The organism is Photobacterium iliopiscarium, assembly GCF_003026395.1.
In the GTDB taxonomy this organism is placed as follows: domain Bacteria; phylum Pseudomonadota; class Gammaproteobacteria; order Enterobacterales; family Vibrionaceae; genus Photobacterium; species Photobacterium iliopiscarium.
Window position 1 is genome coordinate 36,577 of sequence record NZ_PYOO01000004.1, and the last position, 19,605, is coordinate 56,181.

The 19,605-nt window shown below is 36.7% G+C and carries 19 protein-coding genes; 12 read left to right on the forward strand and 7 right to left on the reverse strand.

The window, feature by feature from the left end:
• The first annotated feature begins 11 nt into the window (after positions 1 to 11).
• The 3 genes from C9J51_RS07815 to C9J51_RS07825 all read left to right on the forward strand — a co-directional run bounded on the left by C9J51_RS07815 (position 12) and on the right by C9J51_RS07825 (position 3,572).
• The gene (locus C9J51_RS07815; protein ID WP_045037414.1) at positions 12 to 701 is read left to right on the forward strand and encodes a potassium channel family protein; all 690 of its coding nucleotides are present in this window, start codon (positions 12 to 14) and stop codon (positions 699 to 701) included.
• 160 nt (positions 702 to 861) lie between these two features.
• Positions 862 to 2,034, forward strand: coding sequence for a YcjF family protein (locus tag C9J51_RS07820; protein WP_045040504.1), 1,173 nt, complete (start codon positions 862 to 864; stop codon positions 2,032 to 2,034).
• Entirely contained in the window at positions 2,031 to 3,572 is a 1,542-nt protein-coding gene (locus C9J51_RS07825; protein WP_107274953.1) for a GTPase family protein, read from the forward strand. Before C9J51_RS07820 ends, C9J51_RS07825 begins: the two co-directional genes overlap by 4 nt.
• A gap of 133 nt (positions 3,573 to 3,705) precedes the next feature.
• Here the strand turns inward: C9J51_RS07825 and C9J51_RS07830 are convergent, their stop codons facing one another.
• The 4 genes from C9J51_RS07830 to C9J51_RS07845 form a co-directional block, all read right to left on the reverse strand.
• Entirely contained in the window at positions 3,706 to 5,364 is a 1,659-nt protein-coding gene (locus C9J51_RS07830) for a chitinase (RefSeq protein ID WP_045040503.1), read from the reverse strand.
• A 278-nt stretch (positions 5,365 to 5,642) separates the two neighbouring features.
• Positions 5,643 to 6,665, reverse strand: coding sequence for an acyltransferase (locus tag C9J51_RS07835; protein WP_107274954.1), 1,023 nt, complete (start codon positions 6,663 to 6,665; stop codon positions 5,643 to 5,645).
• A 198-nt stretch (positions 6,666 to 6,863) separates the two neighbouring features.
• Complete coding sequence (locus C9J51_RS07840; RefSeq protein ID WP_045037409.1) at positions 6,864 to 7,553, reverse strand: DUF3334 family protein; 690 nt, start codon at positions 7,551 to 7,553, stop codon at positions 6,864 to 6,866.
• A gap of 170 nt (positions 7,554 to 7,723) precedes the next feature.
• Positions 7,724 to 8,080, reverse strand: a complete 357-nt coding sequence (locus C9J51_RS07845; RefSeq protein ID WP_045040502.1) for a glutaredoxin family protein — start codon at positions 8,078 to 8,080, stop codon at positions 7,724 to 7,726.
• Positions 8,081 to 8,313: 233 nt separating this feature from the next.
• Between C9J51_RS07845 and C9J51_RS07850 the strand changes: the two genes are divergently transcribed.
• The 7 genes from C9J51_RS07850 to C9J51_RS19700 all read left to right on the forward strand — a co-directional run bounded on the left by C9J51_RS07850 (position 8,314) and on the right by C9J51_RS19700 (position 15,187).
• On the forward strand, positions 8,314 to 9,294 hold the full coding sequence (locus tag C9J51_RS07850) for a response regulator (protein ID WP_107249825.1): 981 nt from the start codon (positions 8,314 to 8,316) through the stop codon (positions 9,292 to 9,294).
• Entirely contained in the window at positions 9,291 to 10,316 is a 1,026-nt protein-coding gene (locus C9J51_RS07855) for a sensor domain-containing diguanylate cyclase (RefSeq protein ID WP_082064205.1), read from the forward strand. Before C9J51_RS07850 ends, C9J51_RS07855 begins: the two co-directional genes overlap by 4 nt.
• A gap of 100 nt (positions 10,317 to 10,416) precedes the next feature.
• Positions 10,417 to 11,145: a tRNA-uridine aminocarboxypropyltransferase gene (locus C9J51_RS07860; protein ID WP_045040501.1), complete on the forward strand. Its 729-nt coding sequence runs from the start codon at positions 10,417 to 10,419 to the stop codon at positions 11,143 to 11,145.
• A gap of 162 nt (positions 11,146 to 11,307) precedes the next feature.
• Entirely contained in the window at positions 11,308 to 12,219 is a 912-nt protein-coding gene (gene nagK, locus C9J51_RS07865) for an N-acetylglucosamine kinase (RefSeq protein WP_045037405.1), read from the forward strand.
• 149 nt (positions 12,220 to 12,368) lie between these two features.
• A complete protein-coding gene (locus tag C9J51_RS07870) occupies positions 12,369 to 13,649 on the forward strand; it encodes a DEAD/DEAH box helicase (RefSeq protein ID WP_045037404.1) in 1,281 nt (426 codons plus the stop codon).
• A gap of 211 nt (positions 13,650 to 13,860) precedes the next feature.
• Positions 13,861 to 14,979 carry a GGDEF domain-containing protein gene (locus C9J51_RS19695; RefSeq protein WP_280124466.1) on the forward strand — a complete coding sequence of 373 codons (1,119 nt, stop codon included), beginning with the start codon at positions 13,861 to 13,863 and terminating at the stop codon, positions 14,977 to 14,979.
• A gap of 28 nt (positions 14,980 to 15,007) precedes the next feature.
• Positions 15,008 to 15,187, forward strand: a complete 180-nt coding sequence (locus tag C9J51_RS19700; RefSeq protein ID WP_280124465.1) for a diguanylate cyclase domain-containing protein — start codon at positions 15,008 to 15,010, stop codon at positions 15,185 to 15,187.
• Between the two features lie 110 nt (positions 15,188 to 15,297).
• Here C9J51_RS19700 and C9J51_RS07880 read toward each other — a convergent pair whose 3' ends face one another.
• Together C9J51_RS07880 and C9J51_RS07885 are read right to left on the reverse strand one after the other, a co-directional pair.
• Positions 15,298 to 16,716: a basic amino acid/polyamine antiporter gene (locus tag C9J51_RS07880; protein WP_045037403.1), complete on the reverse strand. Its 1,419-nt coding sequence runs from the start codon at positions 16,714 to 16,716 to the stop codon at positions 15,298 to 15,300.
• A 200-nt stretch (positions 16,717 to 16,916) separates the two neighbouring features.
• Complete coding sequence (locus C9J51_RS07885; RefSeq protein ID WP_045040500.1) at positions 16,917 to 17,387, reverse strand: cell division inhibitor SulA; 471 nt, start codon at positions 17,385 to 17,387, stop codon at positions 16,917 to 16,919.
• Positions 17,388 to 17,891: 504 nt separating this feature from the next.
• Between C9J51_RS07885 and C9J51_RS07890 the strand changes: the two genes are divergently transcribed.
• Together C9J51_RS07890 and C9J51_RS07895 are read left to right on the forward strand one after the other, a co-directional pair.
• Positions 17,892 to 18,410, forward strand: a complete 519-nt coding sequence (locus C9J51_RS07890) for a ClbS/DfsB family four-helix bundle protein (RefSeq protein ID WP_045037401.1) — start codon at positions 17,892 to 17,894, stop codon at positions 18,408 to 18,410.
• 111 nt (positions 18,411 to 18,521) lie between these two features.
• Positions 18,522 to 18,872: a hypothetical protein gene (locus tag C9J51_RS07895; RefSeq protein ID WP_045037400.1), complete on the forward strand. Its 351-nt coding sequence runs from the start codon at positions 18,522 to 18,524 to the stop codon at positions 18,870 to 18,872.
• A gap of 142 nt (positions 18,873 to 19,014) precedes the next feature.
• Here C9J51_RS07895 and C9J51_RS07900 read toward each other — a convergent pair whose 3' ends face one another.
• Positions 19,015 to 19,587 carry a DUF2913 family protein gene (locus C9J51_RS07900; RefSeq protein WP_107180367.1) on the reverse strand — a complete coding sequence of 191 codons (573 nt, stop codon included), beginning with the start codon at positions 19,585 to 19,587 and terminating at the stop codon, positions 19,015 to 19,017.
• Between the last annotated feature and the right edge of the window lie 18 nt (positions 19,588 to 19,605).

Genomic DNA, 19,605 nt, shown 5'->3' on the forward strand with positions numbered 1-19,605 from the left:
AATATTGATAAATGTTGAGTAAAAAAGCCCAACGTATAAATAATCAAAATAATTTTTTCTACTTAACCTTAGCATTGGTCTTTTTATTGATTAGTGCATCATTAGACAAAGTGATTACGTCTGGTTTTTTGCAATATATACTAGAAGTTTTCACGTTTATTACTTTTGGCATTTGTTTACTGAGCTTACGTTTTGATAAGAATTGGTTCCGTTTTTTATCATTATTAGTGGTTGCATGGTTGATAGCGGTGATTACTCGAACGGTGTTAGGTATTGAAGAAATAGAAATTATCATGCTGTTATTGATGTTTATTTTCTTCTATGGCACCTTTCGCTCAATTATGCGCCAAATATTGTTCACAGGTTCAATTACGACCAATAAAATTATTGGTTCAATGGCATTGTTTTTGTTGCTTGGTTTAATGTGGGCCATTGGATATTTGATTTTAATTCATTTTTTACCGGGATCATTTCAAGGTATTAATAAAGGGGCATGGCATGAAAATTTTGCTGATGCCGCTTATTTTAGTTTTGTTACTTTAACGACATTAGGGTATGGCGATATTTTACCAATATTGCCTATTGCTAAAGTTTTTGCGTATCTTGAAGCGATTGTTGGCGTATTTTATATGGCAATTGTGGTTTCAAGTTTAGTGAGTTCAAGTCGAGAGCAATATTTTATTGAGCATGTGGATGATTAATTTGTAGTCATTGACTTTGATTACTGGCTTATAAATAAGAGAATAATCATCAAGGTTATTCTCTTTTTTTCATTTAGTGCTATTTTGCTAGTATTGATTAAATAGCCATATGTGAAAATTTGATGTATGGCTTGCTTGTTATTTGCGATATGAAGGTAATATGAATCGCTTCTTTAAGAAAATCTACGAATATATAAATCCCTCCGTGAATCCTGATTTAGCACCAGCGTTTGATGAATGGCAGAAACATATTCCAACGTTATGGCTGTTAGGTAAAACAGGGGCAGGTAAATCAACTATTATCCAAACGCTTACTGGAAATAGTTTGGTTGAAATAGGCAATGGTTTTCAGCCATGCACTCGTACCGCACATCATTATCTCTATCCCGCAGAAAATCCATTAGTGTGTTTTTTAGATACACGAGGATTAGGTGAGGCGGATTACGATCCCGTTGAAGACATTGCAATGTGTAGTGGTAAAAGCCATGCATTAATGGTGGTAATGAAAGCGGAAGAACCGGAACAATCTGGGTTATTAACGGCATTAAAACAGATTAAACGTAGCGGTGCGATTAAACATTTATTGGTTATTCATACTGCCGTGAACAGTATTGTGGATACTCAAGAACGCCAACGCGCGGTTGAATATAATCATCAGCGAGTGATGGATGTGTGGGGTATAAAACCTGCCCAGTGGCAATCAGAAACGGCAACTATCTACCAGCCGATTGTGGTTGATTTTATTCCTGAGGATCAACAGTTTATTGGTGTTGATATCTTACACCATGCTTTAACCGATGCGCTTCCAATGTTGAGTTTGTTATCTAATCAACAAGCTCATACTAATCGCGAAGAACAAAATTTTTATCAGTTACGTCAAGAGGTTCTCTGGTATGCAGGGGCTGCGGGGGCGAGTGATGCCATTCCTGCGGTTGGGTTATTCAGTGTGCCGGCTATTCAAGGCAAGATGCTACATAGCCTTGCGAATCAATATGGCGTTAGTTGGAATAAAAAAGATTACGCAGAATTTGTGGGTATGTTAGGTTCTGGCTTTTTGTTGCAATATTTATCTAAATTGGGGCTTAACCAGTTAGTTAAATTTATTCCGGCATACGGTCAAACGGTTGGGAGTGCGACGGCGGCGGCGATGAGTTTTTCATCTACTTATGCGATTGGTCGTGCGGCTTGTATGTATTTATATCATCGTAGTAAAGGTGAGTCGATTTCAAAAGACCAAATTAAGCTGGCTTATCAACAAGCATTTAAGACGGTAAAGCAGGTTGCTGATCGACAACAGCTAAGTAAATCGACACCTAAAAAGGATCACGAATGAAACGGGTGAATAAAAGTTATCAGCTAATTAATCAACTTTCTGAGGGTTTCTTGCCATTATTGATGTTGGCGGTGTGTTTGCCCATCATAGTATTGGCGGGGTTTGGTGTTGTTGATCTGATTCAACAAGGACAATGGCTATTATTTTTCGCCATTATTGCTGGTGGTTGTTTATTGGCTTTTTTACCTTATTGGTGGTTACGTCGTAAACGTGTCGTGGCGGATGCTGTTATGGATGATATTGCACCATTACATGTGGCAGCTAACCCTCAGTGGAGTGAGCACGATCAGCAAGTATGGCAACAAATGGCACTAGTTATTGATAAGCAGCTAGCAGATGACTCTGCATGGGAAAGCCTACAAGCACATGCTTATGTTTTGGTGGCTGATGTTGCTGCGCAGTATCATCAACAATCGAGTTCGCAAAAATTAGCGTTTACTGCACCTGAATTTTTAATGATGGTTGAAGAGGTGAGTCGTCGCTATCGTCACTTTCTACAACAACATGTTCCTTTTTCTGAGAAGATCACGTTAACGAGCCTTAAACAAGGTTACGCGATTAAAGATAAAATGGGGTATGCAAAAAGTGCTTATGATGTCTATCGATTATTCCGTATTGCCACACCGACAGGCTGGTTAGCCGAAGTACGCGGTTTGGTTGTTGGTAAGTTGTTTGATGATGTTAGTGCTGAAGTTCAAAGCAAATTAAAAGCGACGTTATTACAAGAAGTTGCATCAGTAGCGATTGATTTATACAGTGGTCGTTTTAAGCTTGATGATGCAGCGGTTCCACATAGTCAACTTCAAGATCACGATCAGCAAGCAACCGCCATTGCCGTAGAACCATTGCGGGTAGCTGTTGTTGGTCAAGTGAGTGCGGGTAAGTCATCGGTTATTAATGGGTTATTGGGTGAGATTGCAGCTGAAGTAAGCGCGTTACCATCAACAGATAAAGCCACAACCTATAAATGTGAAGTTGAAGGGCTCGATTTAATCAATCTGATTGATTTACCCGGCATTGATGGCAGTGCTGAGACTGAGAAAAAATTACTGAAACAAATGACCGAAAGTGATGTGGTTATTTGGGTATTAAAAGCCAATCAATCATCACGCCAATTAGATGTTACATTGAAAGCTGGGTTAGATGCGTTTTATAAGCAACCAGCAAATCAACATCGAAAAGCACCAAAAGTGATCTTATTGGTTAACCAAGTTGATAAACTTAAACCGGTTGATGAATGGTTGCCACCGTATGATCTTGAGTCACCACAAACGGACAAAGGGCAAATTATTAGTGATGCAGTGAAGTATAACCGAGAGGTAATGCAGGCTGAGTATATTTTGCCGTTTTCCGTGAGTAGCGATCGTATTCCTTATAATCTTGATAGCTTGCAATCACAGTTACAACAGGTGTATCAAGATGGGATAAATACCCAGTTAAACCGTCGTCGCGCCCAAGGTGAAACCATTGATTATAGTGAGCAAGCAAAACGGTTATATCGTTTAGGTAAACTGGTGTTTGATGCTGCTACTAAGTAGTTATTCTTGTTCTTGTTTGTGATAATAAATGGCCTTGATAGGGTGTAACTCCCCGTCAAAGCCATTTTTATTGGGTGTTAATAATCAGTGGTGCTATTGGATGGTACTTTTAATATCATCTGTAAGGTTATCTTTAAGGTAATAAAGTCCACGGTTCACCTGCTGTTGGTGTATTACCTTGGCTCCACCATTTAGCTTGATAGATTTTGTTTTGGAAGCTGACTTTATCATTGCCACCATAAACGGCAGTCGTACTCCATGTTGTAACATCTGCTGGCAAAGTGGTTGATGGATTATCATCTGTCGGTGGCGTTATTGCACCATCTGTGGATGTTGCGGCCTTGATTAACTTCCATGGACCACCTAAATCAGGCTGGTTGCTTTGTGTCCACCATTGCGCTTCATAAATTGCGCCTTTATAAGCCACTTGCTCACCGCCAGTGTAGACTTTGTTTTCGTCCCAATTCGCCACGCCATCAATCGGTGGATCGGTTGGATCTGTTGTGCCACCACCTGTGTCAGGGTCTAATTTATCAACCACACGCACCGCCGGCCAGTTCGCGTGGGAGCCATAGAAATTGGTCACACATTTTTCATAATCGCCTGCAACTAAAGCCGAATAGGCGGTTTGGAAACCTACTAACTCACATTCAAATGAAACACCACCCGGACGATCAGGATAGTACTTCCAATTTGCATCCCAGTTAGTATAAAGCACATCGGTTGCACCATTTAGATTCAAACTACCATAAGGTGTTTGTTGCCAGCAGGTGTTGGTTTCATCACTCTTTACTGGAATTTGATAGTTTTCAACTAAACCTTCCCAATAACGAATACGGTTAACAGGTTGACCTTTATCTTTGTTTTGCTCGCCACATTCAATACCACCGTTGATGACATTAATGGTAGTACCAAAACCGTAGCCAATGCCAGCGTCGGTTTCACGTTGAGAAGGAACCCATGTACGATCTATAACATGTAACATGGCGGGTTTAGGGGCTTGTGGTGTTAAGAAAAACCAGATAGCAGAAGCTAAATTTAACCAAGAATCAGCAACTAACCCTGGATTGTTCAATAGTACCGTTGCATCACCATCAAACATCACCTCAGAAAAAGCACCGTAGTTAAAGTGGTAGGATAGTTGTTTTGCACCTCGACCAAAGTAACCTTGTCCGTCAGCGCAAGGCCAGCGTTTATTTTGCCAATCATTTTGACCACATCCAGTCGTGTAACCCGGTTGACCTTCAGCCCAGCCCATTTCACGCACATGGACTAATGCTTGTTGCCATTCTTCAAGACCTAATGGGTTATCCGAGACGTTCTCAATACTAATATGGCCGCCCGTTTCTTGGGCAAAGTGAGCAAAAGCGGTGACGATAGATTTCTTACAGATAGCATCAGCATCACGTTCATCAGTGTAATCGCCACAAAAAGCAGGGAATTTACCAATAGCACGTAAAAAGCGGGTATAGGTATATTCAGGTGCTGCCATTTGAGTGAGGAAATTCCATTCTGTTTCAGGAAATACACGTTCAACCCGTTTTACATTGTCAGGGTTAGTGCTTAGCCCCGGAAGAATCATATCTACGATAGTATTTGAAGCGGTAGCTAAGGCTTTAGCCCAAACATCGTACATTGGGTCCATTGTTTTTGCATTTTCAGCGGCAACAACTTCAGAGCGTTCAATAACATAACCACCCACAGTATCGGGATCTGGCTGAGGGGTCATTGCATAGCTATTAGCAGCGAATATACTGCCAATCACGAAAGAGAGTGGATGTAGTTTAGCCATTGATTCATACCCTTATTAATATAGTGCACGATAGTTGCTAATTATGTTATCGATATGTGGCTATAATGTGCAATCACAGAGTTTTAAAAGCGTGTGGGTGTGTTGAGTTTTAATGTGGTCTTAAACATTTTTTGCATTGAAAATGATGTTTATGCGATCTTTATCAATACTATCTGTTGAGAATTGACGATGAGGGGACTGATGTGATGTAGATAAAAAATCCTTATGATCAAATAACCATAAGGATTTTTTAAAGAGTAGTGAGTGAAGTGGTTAAGTTATCGTACTAAAAATCGGGCTATGGACGTTTTACGTAAGCCTCTAACAATGATTGTTGAGATAATAAGCACCACGGGTACTGCAAAAAGACTGGCAATAATCGGGTTAATATTCAAAATACTGATGATATTGAGGTAATAAATCACAATAAGTAAATGGCAGAGGTATATACCCAGAACATCTTTGCTTAATGAGTGAATGATTTTATAGTCACCTAAGTTAGGTTTGGCTAATAAAATAAAGAAAATACCTAATGCCCATAACGGGGTACCAAAGAGAAAGTCATGGAAAAAAGAACCATTTTCTTGCAGTGAAAGGTAGTTCGCTTCACCGATAAATAGACAAAATCCAACGAGCATCATGATTATGCTGTTTTTCAGACTAATACTGATATTACGGCGACGAACTTCAAATCCAAGCATGATCATGAAGGTACTAAAAAAAGGGCCATTACGCGTAAATATCGGTGAACTTAATTCTGTTATTTGAGCATAGCTACCTGCCATTAAGCCAAAAATAAATAACAGAGTAGCAACGGGAATAATCAACTGAGATAACTTCAAACGCAGTAAAACGGTAATGATAGTTAAGCCGCTGAGTAGCCCTGGAATATACCAAAGATGCACTAATCCACCTTCAAATAAGGTATTTAATGGTGTTGTCAGCAGTCTTTGCCAATAAAAAAGACGTTCAGCAAAATATCCTTCAGTTGCCACAAGATGAAAGTTAAACGGTAAAATTAAGTAAATAATGCTCCATGATACCCACATGATGAGTAATGGGCGAGCATAGCGCCATAGATAAGGAATGAGCTCAGTTGTTAAACGTGGCTGAATAAAATAACCCGCCATAATAAAGAATAACGGCACCGCAAATCGACTGACTTGATTAAGCCCCATGCCTAATAATGGCTGATCATTAAATAAAGGTGCTTGCATGAATATTTGGCTATGCAAAGCAATAATGGCAATCGTTGCGATAATTCGGCCAAATTCAAAACTGGCTATACGGTGTTGAGGCATAACTAAAATCCACAAACTGAAAGTGGTGTTGAAATTATACGGATTTCAGGATGTTGTAAATTGTATTATGAAAGGGAATTACGTTATTGATCACAGAATTAAATTTATGATCAAGATAGAGCAAATTATTAAGTAGTATGGATAAAACAGAGAGGTAACGATAGTAACGTTACCTAACTATCTAAAGTTATGTTGTTTTTATAACCCAAGTTGATCAAGTAAATCTTGATGATCGTTATTGTTGGTCGTGTTGTTATTAGGTGAGATTAACGATTGTTGCTGTTGAGCATCATAGGCAGTTTCAAAAATAGTATCTGGATCTTGTTCATCGACTTCAAAGTCTTCTAGTTGAATAAATTCAGTTTTATCCATCGCTAATTCAAGATAGAAAATATTGTTTTTTGCCGTTGTAAAACTGACTCTACGAACTTGAGGGCGATCAAGATTAGTATCAACAGAGAGGATTATTTGTTTGTGTAGTGTCAACATTTTAGGTTGGTTTTGAGTAATCGATATGTTTAGTTCTCTACCAATTTTGCCTGTGAAATCACCAACGACTTGATTCATTAACTCCCCTAAAATATTGGCTACGTCATCCGCTGTATGATGAATGGCAATATCAGTATCAGGAAATCCCATGCGTAACATATAATTTTGATAGATTTCCATTGCAGCTGATGCGGAGAAATTAGTGACAACTAATCCAGTGAAGCCACCATCAAATAAAACAAAACAACCAATATCAGGTTTTAAACTTGTTTTATTGATTTTTTGTACCATTGGCGAATATTTAATATGGCTTTCTGTTGCGCGTGATAACACATCAGCCAGAGAATGACATAATTTAATTAAAATATCGTCGGTAGTTATCGTATGATTTTTTCGCATATACAGCCCTGTAAAACGTATTTATAACCAGTAAATAAAAATTCAGTAGTTAAAAGCCGATAGTGATGTCGCTTTTATACTACAACTCTAACGTGTAATAAGTGCGTATCGGCTTATACGGTAAGGACTTGAATGGTTATTTGTCTTTATGATGTTAGTTGTCGATAAATTTATGCGAAACGTTTATCTAAATACGCAATAATATCGTTTGATTCATACATCCAAGTAACCTGACCATTTTCTTCAATACGTAAGCAAGGTACGGTACGTTTTCCACCTTGTTCTACTAGTTCTTGAGCCCATGGTGAAATTTTTGCATTACGTGTTGCTAGCGGGATATTTAGACGTTTAGCATGGCGACGTACTTTTACACAAAACGGACAGGTTTCAAATTGATAAAGTTGCATATTAGCGACAGCGGCATCAATTTCTTGTTGCGCCGTTGCTGATCGCTCTATACCACGCGGAGAAAATAGTGAGTTAAGTATAAGAATGATTTTACCGACGAACCAACGAAGTGCTTTCATATTATTATCCAATGGCTGATTATAAAAATTATGTTGTGATTCTATTATAAAAAAGTCAGTGGGTAACTATCTTGTAAGGTATATATTTCAATTATTGTTTGATAGTTATCGGTAATCGGTTGGAACTAAGATCAATATTTAGATGTATGTCACTGAATGCATACTTTTAAGTCGCTGCACAATGTTGCTTTGCTTTATAATGCATTAAGGTTCAGTGGGTAAGTGATAGTCTGATGATTAACAATATAAATATTCTCATTTGTGACGATTCAGTCTTAGTACATAAATCCATTACGCGATTATTACAATCGTGCAGTAATGCGACTTTTTTCTATGCTGAAAATGGGCAAGAGGGTCTTGATTACCTAAAAAACAATGATATTGATATTATGTTTTTAGATTTAACCATGCCGATAATGGATGGTTTTGATGTAATGAAATCCTTACCTGTATGTGAATATAACACCACGATCATTGTATTATCAGCAGATATTCAATTAACCGCAATGGAAAGAAGTTTAGCGTTAGGCGCTGATTATTTTTTATCAAAACCCTTTAATCATGATGAGCTGACTGAACTGTCTCAGGGTTTAGGATTAGTATTTGATAATATCCAACCTACTGGTGTTGATCCTCATCTGGAAAATAATTCTATTGAGATCATGCGCGAGTTAGCCAATATTGCATTAGGGCGCGGAGCTGCCATTATCTCTGATCACCTTGGTGATTTTATTAAAATGCCATTACCAAGTGTTTCATTTATGAAAAGCAGTGATCTATCGATGGCGATTGCAGATATTCGCAATGATCATGAATTAATTGCCATTACACAACGTTTTGTTGGTGCTGGTATTCATGGTGAAGCCTTGGTTGAATTACACGGTAAAGATATTCATTTATTTGGTGAAACATTGGGATTTAGTCAAACCGATGAGTATAAAAACGAAGTCGTGATTGATATTGCTAATTTAATGGTTTCTTCTTTTTTAGTGGCATTATCAGAACAAATTTTAATTCCTTTTTCTGTGCGACAGCCAATAGTGTTAGAAGAGTATATGAATCTTCATCATACCCATTGTGATACCCAAAATTTTTTCACCATTGAATATACCTATAAAGCAGAAATATTAGATGTTGAGTGTGAGGTGTTATTTATTATGGATAATCATTCTCTGTCAATTATTAATAATAAAGTCATGGAATCATTACATTGAACGAAATATCTTTAGCTGATTTTCATTTAACAATGCAAGTATTAGATAATCTTGATGTTGGTGTTGTGATATTAGATGAAAATTATAATGTTTGTGCATGGAATACCTTTATGCAGGCTTATAGTGGTATTTCTAGTGTTCAAATAATGGGAAAATCATTGTTTGAGGTTGTACCTGATTTACCTAAATTATGGCTACAGAGTAAAATACAATCGACGTTTAAATTGCGAATGCGATCATTTTCGGCATGGGAAGATCGCCCGTGGGTCTTTCGTTTCTTAAATTTTTGTCCAATCTCTGGTAGCTCAGATATTATGTATCAGAATATGACATTAACGCCACTACGATCGTTGTCTGGTGAATACACTCATATTTGTTTAACAATCACTGATGTTACTGATATCGCTAAAAATAAAAATCATCTTCATGAATCTAATAAGCAACTGACACATCTTAGTATTACTGATCGTTTAACCCAACTCTATAATCGTGGACATTGGGAAAATTGTTTAGCCGATGCGTTTGAACATTGCCAACAAACCCAAATTACCGCAACGTTAGTGATGTTTGATATTGACCATTTTAAGCGTGTTAATGATACTTTCGGTCATGTGGCTGGCGATGGGGTCATTAAAGTGATTGCGGATGTATTACGCCGAACTAAACGTCAAACGGATATTGCAGGCCGTTATGGTGGTGAAGAATTTAGTATTATTTTACCGGGTACTTCTGCTGATTTGGCGGGGTATTTTACTGAAAGATTACGTAATCGTATTGAAAAAGAAACGGTATTTGATGATCAACGTGGCGCTATTAAAGTTACGATCAGCTTAGGTGTCTGTGAGTGGGATTCGACCTTAACTGATTATAAATCTTGGTTAGAGAAATCTGATTTAGCTTTATATGAATCAAAGAAAAGAGGCCGTAATACGACCACGATTATTAGTAGTGATAATTGCTATAAAAACAGTAAAGGCGAGTTTATTTTATCGAATAACAAGGAACATATGCCCATAAAATAGGCAATAGTTAGCTGCCAATCTGATAATACTGATAATGACTGTATGTTTAGTGGGGGTTTCGGTAACATGCTGGCGTTTTCCTGTTTTTAGGTCAGTCGCTATGCGCATTCATGTTATACATACTCTCTATGAGGAACGTCTTGCACGTTCAACTCGTCCTTTTCTTGCTCGAGGTTCTAAAGTCCAACGCTGTCGTCAGTGCATGTTGCGTACGCATTTGTGTATTTGTGAACATCGTCTATTAGCGACATCAAATGCGGCTTTTTTGTTGGTTATGTTTGATGATGAGATTCTAAAGCCAAGTAATACGGGGCGTTTAATTGCCGATGTATTTGAAGATACGTTTGCTTATATTTGGTCTCGCACTGAGCCTAATGCTGAAATGCTAGCATTATTAGATGATCCTCAATGGCAACCCTATGTTGTTTTTCCTGCTGAATATGCACCGGAGAGAGAAGTTACGACGGTGACACTTGAGGCTGGAAAACGCCCATTATTTATTATGTTAGATGGCAGCTGGGCAGAAGCGAAGAAAATGTTTCGTAAGAGCCCATATCTTGATCGTTTCCCATTATTATCAATTAATCCCGATAAGCCATCTCGTTATAAAATGCGTGAAGCATCAAAAGAAAATCAATTAGGCACGGCTGAAGTTGCAGCGCGTATTATTGATTTATTTGGTGAACACCATAATGCTGAATTGTTAGACCTATGGTTTGATGTTTTCCGTGAAAATTATATTGCAGGTAAAATGAACCGCCAATTACCTGAACAATCATCGTTATCTTTGTTGAAACAATTCATGTTGGTTGATGAAACATCATTATAAAGATGTGAGCTCTGCTGAATAATATTGATATTAATCTGAATAATAACTGGTAAATTGAGCTGTGGGTCACAGTCAGTTCAGAGCAAAATAAGGATAATTTCCAGTATATTTAATGAGTTATAAGCTCACGGTGTGGTTAAACATTATTTGTAGGAGAAGAGGATGTACTACGGCTTTGATGTAGGCGGAACTAAAATTGAATTTGGTGCATTTAATGAGAAACTCGAACGCGTAGCAACCGAACGTGTACCGACACCGAGTAATGATTACGATAAATTGATTGATAGTATTGTCTCTATTATTACAGCAGCAGATATAAAATTTGGCTGTGAAGGTTCAGTAGGGCTGGGTATTCCCGGTATTGAAGATGCACGAGACGGCACTGTATTAACATCAAATATACCGTCCGCAAAAGGCCGCACTTTACGTAAAGATTTAGAAGCCAAGCTAGGCCGTAGTGTTAGCCTTGATAATGACGCAAACTGTTTTGCTCTGTCTGAAGCGTGGGATGATGAACACAAGGATGCACCCTCAGTCTTAGGCCTTATTTTAGGCACTGGTTTTGGTGGGGGAATGATATTTAATGGTAAAGTTTTCGCTGGCTTAAATCATGTTGGTGGTGAATTAGGACATATGCGTTTACCGTTAGATGCATGGTTATACATGGGTGAACAAGCCCCATTGTTTGATTGCGGTTGTGGTCAAAAAGGCTGTATGGATAATTATTTATCAGGCCGTGGTTTTGAACAACTTTATGCACATTATTATGGTGAAAAACTAAAAGCGGTTGAGATAATTGAACGTAATGCTGCGGGTGATAAAAAAGCCCAGCAGCACGTTGATCGTTTTATGGAAGTGTTAGCAATGTGCCTTGCTAATTTATTCACTGGTATTGACCCTCATGTGGTTGTATTAGGTGGTGGTTTATCTAATTTTGAATTAATTTATGATGAACTACCAAAGCGTTTGCCTAAATATTTATTGTCCGTTTCACAAGCGCCTAAAATTGTAAAAGCCAAACATGGTGATGCTGGTGGTGTTCGTGGTGCTGCATTCTTGAATATTAAACAGTAGTTATTATGTGGTTATTATATAAATAACGAAGATTTATGTTGTAACAAAAAGCACTTCATGACGAAGTGCTTTTTTTTTGTGTTAGAATTCGCGCTTGTTTTCTTATGCCAATTTATTGGTATAAGCGTATTTATTGCTAGGAATACATTATGTCGTTTGAAACGCTCGGCCTTCACCCTAAATTATTGCAAGTTGTGACAGAGTTAGGTTATGAACAACCAACAGATGTTCAATTGCAAGCGATCCCATTAGCATTAGCCGGGGATGATGTGATGGCAGGGGCACAAACGGGTACCGGAAAAACAGCAGCATTTGCGCTCCCTATTTTACAACGATTAATGACATTACCGTCATTAGCTGAACAGGGAACTGAAGACGCTAAGCCTCAACAAGGTGCAAAAATTCGTGCTTTAGTTATTACGCCGACCCGAGAATTAGCACAACAAGTTTATGATAGCTTTATCGCGTATGGTAAATACAGTGATTTAAACGTTGCTGTCGCTTATGGCGGCACCAGTATGAATGTTCAAATTAAAGCATTAAGAGCGGGGGTCGATATTCTAATTGCGACGCCTGGACGCTTACTTGATCATGTTTTTGTTGGCAATGTTTCATTAGCAAATGTAGAAACATTTGTACTTGATGAAGCGGATCGCATGCTAGATATGGGGTTTATTGTTGATATTAACCGTATCATGAGACGTATGCCGGTTGAACGTCAAACATTATTCTTTTCTGCTACTTTTTCAAAGCAGGTGAAAAAATTAGCATTTACTATTTTGACTGATCCTAAAATGGTAGAAGTGACACCTGAGAATATTGCGGCTGATACTGTTCAACAAATGGTATATCCCGTAGATAAAAAGCGTAAATCTGAATTATTGGCTTATTTAATTGGTTCACGTAATTGGCAACAAGTATTAGTGTTTACTAAAACTAAACAAGGCTCAGATCAATTAGCTAAAAGCTTAGGTTTAGATGGCATTAAAGCGGTTTCCATTAATGGTGATAAAAGCCAAGGTGCTCGTCAGCGTGCGCTTGATGATTTTAAAGCAGGTAAGGTACGGGTATTAGTCGCAACGGATGTTGCCGCGCGTGGTTTGGATATTCAGCAATTAGAGTATGTTGTTAACTTTGATTTACCCTTCAATGCTGAAGATTACGTACACCGCATTGGACGTACGGGTCGCGCGGGTAATATTGGTAATGCCATCACGCTAATGAGTCTTGACGAAGAGTGGGCATTAAAAGCGATTGAAGAACTATTAAATACACGCTTACCACAGCAATGGCTTGAAGGTTATGAACCGGATCCTAGTTTAATTGAAACGACATCTGTTCATCGTGGAGCATCGGCAGAAAAACGTCGTGCCAAAGCTAAAAATAAAGTACATCAAAATCGTGGTAAGAATGCTCAACGCCGCCGTTAAATAAGCGTTATTATTAACTCAAAATGATCATAAACACCGCTGATAAAGCGGTGTTTTTTATGGATATGAAACCAAACTCAAAATATTTTATTTTAACTATAAATCCTTATTAAAATTAGTTGTTTAACCTAATGTTGTCTGTTAGTTTGTCGCTCTTGATTGTAATATTTCGCTTTTATTTTTATAAGCTCTGATATTGTTAGAGGGATTTATGACAGGGTTAAATAAAGGGCTTCGATTCATTGTTTTATTCTTAGTCTGTTTTACTATTGCCGCATATGGGTGGTTTATTCTTGGTGGTGCACAAAAGGAATATATTGTAGCCCCTACAAATAGTACATATAAAATTATTGATGATTCTGGTCAAAATGGTGCAACAACAACAACGTTAAATATTAATAAAAACAGCGTGCTATTAGAATGTAATATTATCAATAAGGCAAAATGGCCCTTTTGTGAAATAGCGGTTTCATTAACAGACTCTATTGATAATGGCATTGATTTAAGTTCTTACCATTCTGTTGGGCTTGATATTGATTATACAAGTCCTCTTGAAGGGGAAAGAGTACGTGTTTATTTGCGTAATTTTGATCCAGTTTATGCCAATATTGCAGATCCAATATCCCTAAAATTTAATGCGATTGAATATTCCCCAGGAATGGATCAAGGATTACAAATTTTCCCATTACGTTCATTCCAAGTTTTATCGTGGTGGATAGCGGAGAATAACATTCCGGTTGATAAATCGAGTCGGCAATTTGATAATATTTCAATCATTGAAATTGCAACTGGAAGTTATATTGAAGAAGCGCCTTATGGTATTAAATTAAATCGCTTAGTATTTTACGGCAATTGGATAACTGAATCCGCTTTGGTGAAGTTATTATTACTATTATGGGTAACGACAGCTGTTGTTGTTATTTTTATTGAACGTTTTCTTCTTAATCAAAAAATAAAAACATCAGAAGCGCATAGCCAGCATTTACGAGATGCTAATCGGTTGCTTTATAATAAAAGTATGAAGTTTGAATATTTAGCCTGTACTGATTCATTAACTCGTATTCGAAATCGACATACGGTAACAGAATGGTTAGAAGAAATAACGATTCAAACCAAATTGAATAATATTCCTTTTTCGATGATCTTTATCGATATTGATCATTTTAAAGTTGTTAATGATACTCATGGTCATAGTTTTGGTGATGAAGTTTTAGTTAAATTTACCGCAACGATTGAGATGTTAATTCGTCGATCTGATGTGTTTGCTCGTTGGGGTGGGGAAGAGTTTATTATCTTTTGTCCTGAAACGAATATGGGGGCTTGCCGTTGATATTGCTGAACGTATTCGAGACACAATTATGACTAAAGAATGGGGCTTTGATAAACAGTTTAACTTAACATGCAGCTTTGGTGTGGCAGAATTAGCTGATGAGTCTTGTGACGATTTGATTAAACGTGCAGATTTAGCATTATTAAAAGCTAAAAAAATGGGGCGAAATCGGATTGAGATTAGTTGGGATCGTCAACAGTATAAATAGAAGTATTGGATAATAAAAGAGCCATGCATGTTATATGCTTTTGTTGAGTAAAAGCATATATACGCATGTCTCTTTGTTATATTAATAATAAATATAATGTTTTTATGTGATTAACTTTCTAAAACAATGTGTCCTGTGGCAACCATATAAATAGCGAAAATAGCTAATATAACCAATAGAACAACAAAAATACGTTCTTTACCTATAAAATAAGGTTGGTTTAATTCTTTCTTTGCTTTTATAAAGAAATAAAGCCCCGGTAAGTATAATAGCGATGCGAGTAATAAGTGGCTTAAACCTGAGGCATAAAGTAACCAGATACCGTAAATAGTCGCGCCTAAGCCAATAAATAATAATAGACCTCTATTTTTATTTTTTATCGCTAATTTAAGGGTATATGCAGCAACTAAGAAATAAGGCACTAAGATCATTTCAGAGGCAATGATCAGTAATGAGTTATAAGTCCCGCCAGCATAAATCACAGCAAACAATGAGATCTGAATACAGATAATGGTTAGGTTAAGTGCTTTAATTGATGTGCCAGCACTGTTTTCTTTTGCATAAGATTTTGGAAACATATTATTTTGTGCAGCAAGTAAAGGTGCTTCTGTCGCCAAAACTGTCCAACTTAAAAACGCGCCACTGACTGAAACCAATAAACCACAACCAATAATGATTGAGCCCCATGGACCGATAACATGCTCTAGTACAATCGCCATAGATGGGTTTTGGAATTTAGCGAGTTCGGGGGTAGAAATAACACCCATAGAAAGCAGAGTAACGAACACATAAATAACAAGAGCGGTTAATAGACCTAGAATTGTTGCTCGACCAATGTCACGACGATTACGTGCACGAGAGGAGACGATAACCGCGCCTTCTACACCAATAAATACCCACACAGTAATAAGCATCGTGCTTTTAACTTGGCTTAGTAGGTCATGTTGAGGGCCAAATTCTAAACCAGTAAAATCAAATGTAAATGTATGCCATTTAAAGGCAATTAAAGTAACAAAAATAAACAGTACGAGTGGAATTAACTTAGCAACTGTCGTTATTGCATTAATTGTTGCCGCAGTTTGTACACCACGTCTTACAGAGGCATAGACTAGCCATAATAAAACAGAAGCACCGACAATCGATTGCCAAGTATTACCCATGCCAAAAATAACATGGCCTGGTTTATCAAAGAACATACCAAGAGTACTAAATACAATAACTAAGTAAGAAACGTTAGCAAGCATTGCACTTAGCCAATAACCCCATGCAGAACAAAAACCAACAAAGTCACCAAAACCGGCTTGCGCGTAGCCAAAGACGCCACTATTAATATTTGGTTTTAATAATGATAAAATTTGAAAAGACATTGCAAGGAAAATCATGCCAACACCCGTAATGGTCCAGCCAATCATGACGGCAGCAGGACTTGCAACAGCAGCCATATTTTGTGGCAAACTGAATACTCCCGCGCCTATCATTGAGCCGATTACAAATGCAGTTAATGCACCAAATCCGAGCTTATTATCCATTCTGAAACCTAGTATTTAAATTTGAATTTCCTTGATTATATGTGTTTTTATTATGCGTAAAAGCTATTTTTACTATTTTTAATAATTAATTAAATATAACTTTAAATAAAAATACTTTTTTTGTTTGTATATCATTATTAATTTTATGTAATGTTGAAGTTATTGCAACCTAACAATAACATTATCGTTTATAAATTAACTCAATGGAATGTTAATTGCACTTTAACGTTTTGATTTAGCACAAAAGCTAATGTTTTACTTTGTTCAGCCGCCATTCTAATTAAAGGGGTGTTAAAGGTCTCTATTTCACCAGAAACAATAACGGCAGAGCAATTTCCCATTTCTAATGCTTTAATCATTAGTAAATGTTTACTTTGGTTTTTCATATTTTTAAGCAATAGCACTTTATTAATATCAATTCCTGCATTTATTAATAAATGTTTATCTAATAATGCATCTTGGCCGATAAACATTATCCAGCGATTTTCTTGATTCGCTTGTTTAAGTAAGCGTAAGAAATAAGCCAATTGGGCTTGTTGTTGTTCGCTATAACTTACTTCAATTGGAATGATCCTTGGCGGAGATTGGCAAGTACTCGCATGAGAAGTCAATGTTGCTTTATAAACATCAGAAGCAGTAGTAGATTCTTGAGTATGCATTAGTGATTTCATGGTGCCATCTCCGACAGTGGTTATATATACATGCTGTATGTACATACAGTAGTTTTAATTAGGTTCGGATGCAAGCATTATTTATCGATGTTTGGTCATTGAAAGTATAGTTATTAGCAAATGATATTTGGTGATCTATTTAGCATAACATGTTGTTATTTAATGGGTATGTTGGTTTTTGTTGTGTTTTAAAACTGTGATTTTTTATCGTTTTTTAGAAATTAATAAAGTTACACTATAAAAATATGCAGTATCTCACGTTTAAGATATACAGTGGTTTTACTGAGTATTTGATGATTTATACAGTACTGTGAATCGGATTTTTATTAGCGCGGTTTACTCTATTTAAGCGGGTATTAATAAGATAGGAGAAGAGTATGCCGTGTTATAACTGTTAAAGTTTCACGACAGAATGCTCATTTATGCAATTTACCAGTGAGATGTTTCTGTTTAGTAACGTATTATTGTTATTGTTATTGCTATCGTAAGTAAAAGGAAAACATGATGTCATCAGTTCCTGCTTCTAAAGACGCATTAGTGTTAGCGATCAATAATAGCTTTTTGAAATTAATGGTTGATTATCGCTCGGTTCCTGAATCTCTTTCTCGTGAGTGTGGTATTGACGGAAATATCAAAGGTACTATGATTAGTGTTTGTGATACTGCTGCGTATTTAATTGGCTGGGGACGGTTAATTATTAAATGGTATGATTTAAAAGCGCAAGGTAAGAATGTGGATTTTCCTGAGACGGGCTATAAATGGAATCAACTTGGAGAGTTAGCTCAACACTTCCATGATGAATACCGTCAGTGGGCGTATAACGATTTATTAAATGAATTAGAAAAAACCACAAATAATGTATTGTTATTGATTCAGAATTTAACAAATCAGGAATTATATCATCAACCATGGTATGAAAAATGGTCATTAGGTCGAATGATTCAATTTAATACATCATCACCGATGAAAAATATGCGTATTAAAGTTAGGCGTTTTAAAGTCGCTAGGGTATCTGACTGCTAAATATATTCGTAAGTTATCGTTAGTTTATGGAAAATAATAATTATGTTTTAGAGGGCATCGTATTATCTTTAAATCGATATAATAAAAAAAACAATTAAATAAGGTAATACAATGTTAAATAATCCAATGATTTCATTAATGGTTAATTTTGTTGATTTACAATCAGATCAAAATATTCTACCAGTAAGAAAGTACATTACAGGTGATAGCTTATCTTATTTACCTAAAGTGGGTGATGTTTTAGCGGTGGAAATTGATATTGCTAGTCAGCTAGCTGTCTCTTTATCTATCAATGATTTGCGTTTTTTTAACGATACTCATGAACAAGCTCAAGTACCGGCTAAATGCTACGTTGTAAAACAAATAACGACCAAGCTAATGGTTAATGACGCTTGTGATAACGTTGATTATTTATTAGAAGAAGTGTCTTTTGTTGCGGCAAGAGAAATGCTGATTAAATAAGCATTAAATGAAAAGTATAGTTATTATCAAGAAGGGATCATAGTTTTTGAATGGTGATCGACTTGAGGAATTCATTAACCAATGAGTAAATTATCATAACTTACTCATTGGTATTTTTATAATGTAAAAATGTGATGTGACTTTATAGTCTAAACAACTCAACGCGAAGGTGACTTTCATCTTCATATGCAATTACAGATTGGAAATAGCCACTTTGGTCAATGGCAGCAGAAAATATATCTTTATGTTCAGTGCTGCCAATAAATAAAAGTTGAGTTGATTTGATCATCAGTCCATCATCATCAAAACTAGATGTTAAGTCTTCATCAACCACGCACACTAATACTTTACCAAAGCGCGCTTTCAGATTGATATTATGTGCTAATGAATATTGCACTTGAGTATGCAATTGAGCTTCAATGTCTTCAATGAGGTCAACAAAACGGTAAAGGTCTGTTGAGCTAGTTTGTAATATCCGCTCACGATCATTATTAAGTATAGATTCTAGACATACGCCAGCTTTTCTACCGCGCAATAACCAACTTTTGGTTGATTTCTTAACCGTACGATATCTATCATTCTTGATGATTTTTTTTAGGTACTGAACAAGTAGATTGTTTTGCTCAGTCAGTGTTAGCCGTTTATCAAGTTTTTTAAATTCTAGATGTAGTAAGGCATTCGTACTAATATCGAGTAACTGTTGAGACTGATTCATTGGTGTACCGAGTTGGAG

What these genes read in the sequence shown, in the direction of transcription:
- C9J51_RS07870 (WP_045037404.1), top strand. Translation starts at nt 12,369, where the DNA reads ATGTCGTTTGAAACGCTCGGCCTTCACCCTAAATTATTGCAAGTTGTG.
- C9J51_RS07820 (WP_045040504.1), top strand. Translation starts at nt 862, where the DNA reads ATGAATCGCTTCTTTAAGAAAATCTACGAATATATAAATCCCTCCGTG.
- C9J51_RS07825 (WP_107274953.1), top strand. Translation starts at nt 2,031, where the DNA reads ATGAAACGGGTGAATAAAAGTTATCAGCTAATTAATCAACTTTCTGAG.
- C9J51_RS07900 (WP_107180367.1), bottom strand. Translation starts at nt 19,587, where the DNA reads ATGAATCAGTCTCAACAGTTACTCGATATTAGTACGAATGCCTTACTA.
- C9J51_RS07890 (WP_045037401.1), top strand. Translation starts at nt 17,892, where the DNA reads ATGTCATCAGTTCCTGCTTCTAAAGACGCATTAGTGTTAGCGATCAAT.
- C9J51_RS07850 (WP_107249825.1), top strand. Translation starts at nt 8,314, where the DNA reads ATGATTAACAATATAAATATTCTCATTTGTGACGATTCAGTCTTAGTA.
- C9J51_RS19700 (WP_280124465.1), top strand. Translation starts at nt 15,008, where the DNA reads ATGACTAAAGAATGGGGCTTTGATAAACAGTTTAACTTAACATGCAGC.
- C9J51_RS07880 (WP_045037403.1), bottom strand. Translation starts at nt 16,716, where the DNA reads ATGGATAATAAGCTCGGATTTGGTGCATTAACTGCATTTGTAATCGGC.
- C9J51_RS07840 (WP_045037409.1), bottom strand. Translation starts at nt 7,553, where the DNA reads ATGCGAAAAAATCATACGATAACTACCGACGATATTTTAATTAAATTA.
- C9J51_RS07885 (WP_045040500.1), bottom strand. Translation starts at nt 17,387, where the DNA reads ATGAAATCACTAATGCATACTCAAGAATCTACTACTGCTTCTGATGTT.
- C9J51_RS19695 (WP_280124466.1), top strand. Translation starts at nt 13,861, where the DNA reads ATGACAGGGTTAAATAAAGGGCTTCGATTCATTGTTTTATTCTTAGTC.
- nagK (WP_045037405.1), top strand. Translation starts at nt 11,308, where the DNA reads ATGTACTACGGCTTTGATGTAGGCGGAACTAAAATTGAATTTGGTGCA.
- C9J51_RS07845 (WP_045040502.1), bottom strand. Translation starts at nt 8,080, where the DNA reads ATGAAAGCACTTCGTTGGTTCGTCGGTAAAATCATTCTTATACTTAAC.
- C9J51_RS07835 (WP_107274954.1), bottom strand. Translation starts at nt 6,665, where the DNA reads ATGCCTCAACACCGTATAGCCAGTTTTGAATTTGGCCGAATTATCGCA.
- C9J51_RS07895 (WP_045037400.1), top strand. Translation starts at nt 18,522, where the DNA reads ATGTTAAATAATCCAATGATTTCATTAATGGTTAATTTTGTTGATTTA.
- C9J51_RS07860 (WP_045040501.1), top strand. Translation starts at nt 10,417, where the DNA reads ATGCGCATTCATGTTATACATACTCTCTATGAGGAACGTCTTGCACGT.
- C9J51_RS07830 (WP_045040503.1), bottom strand. Translation starts at nt 5,364, where the DNA reads ATGGCTAAACTACATCCACTCTCTTTCGTGATTGGCAGTATATTCGCT.
- C9J51_RS07815 (WP_045037414.1), top strand. Translation starts at nt 12, where the DNA reads ATGTTGAGTAAAAAAGCCCAACGTATAAATAATCAAAATAATTTTTTC.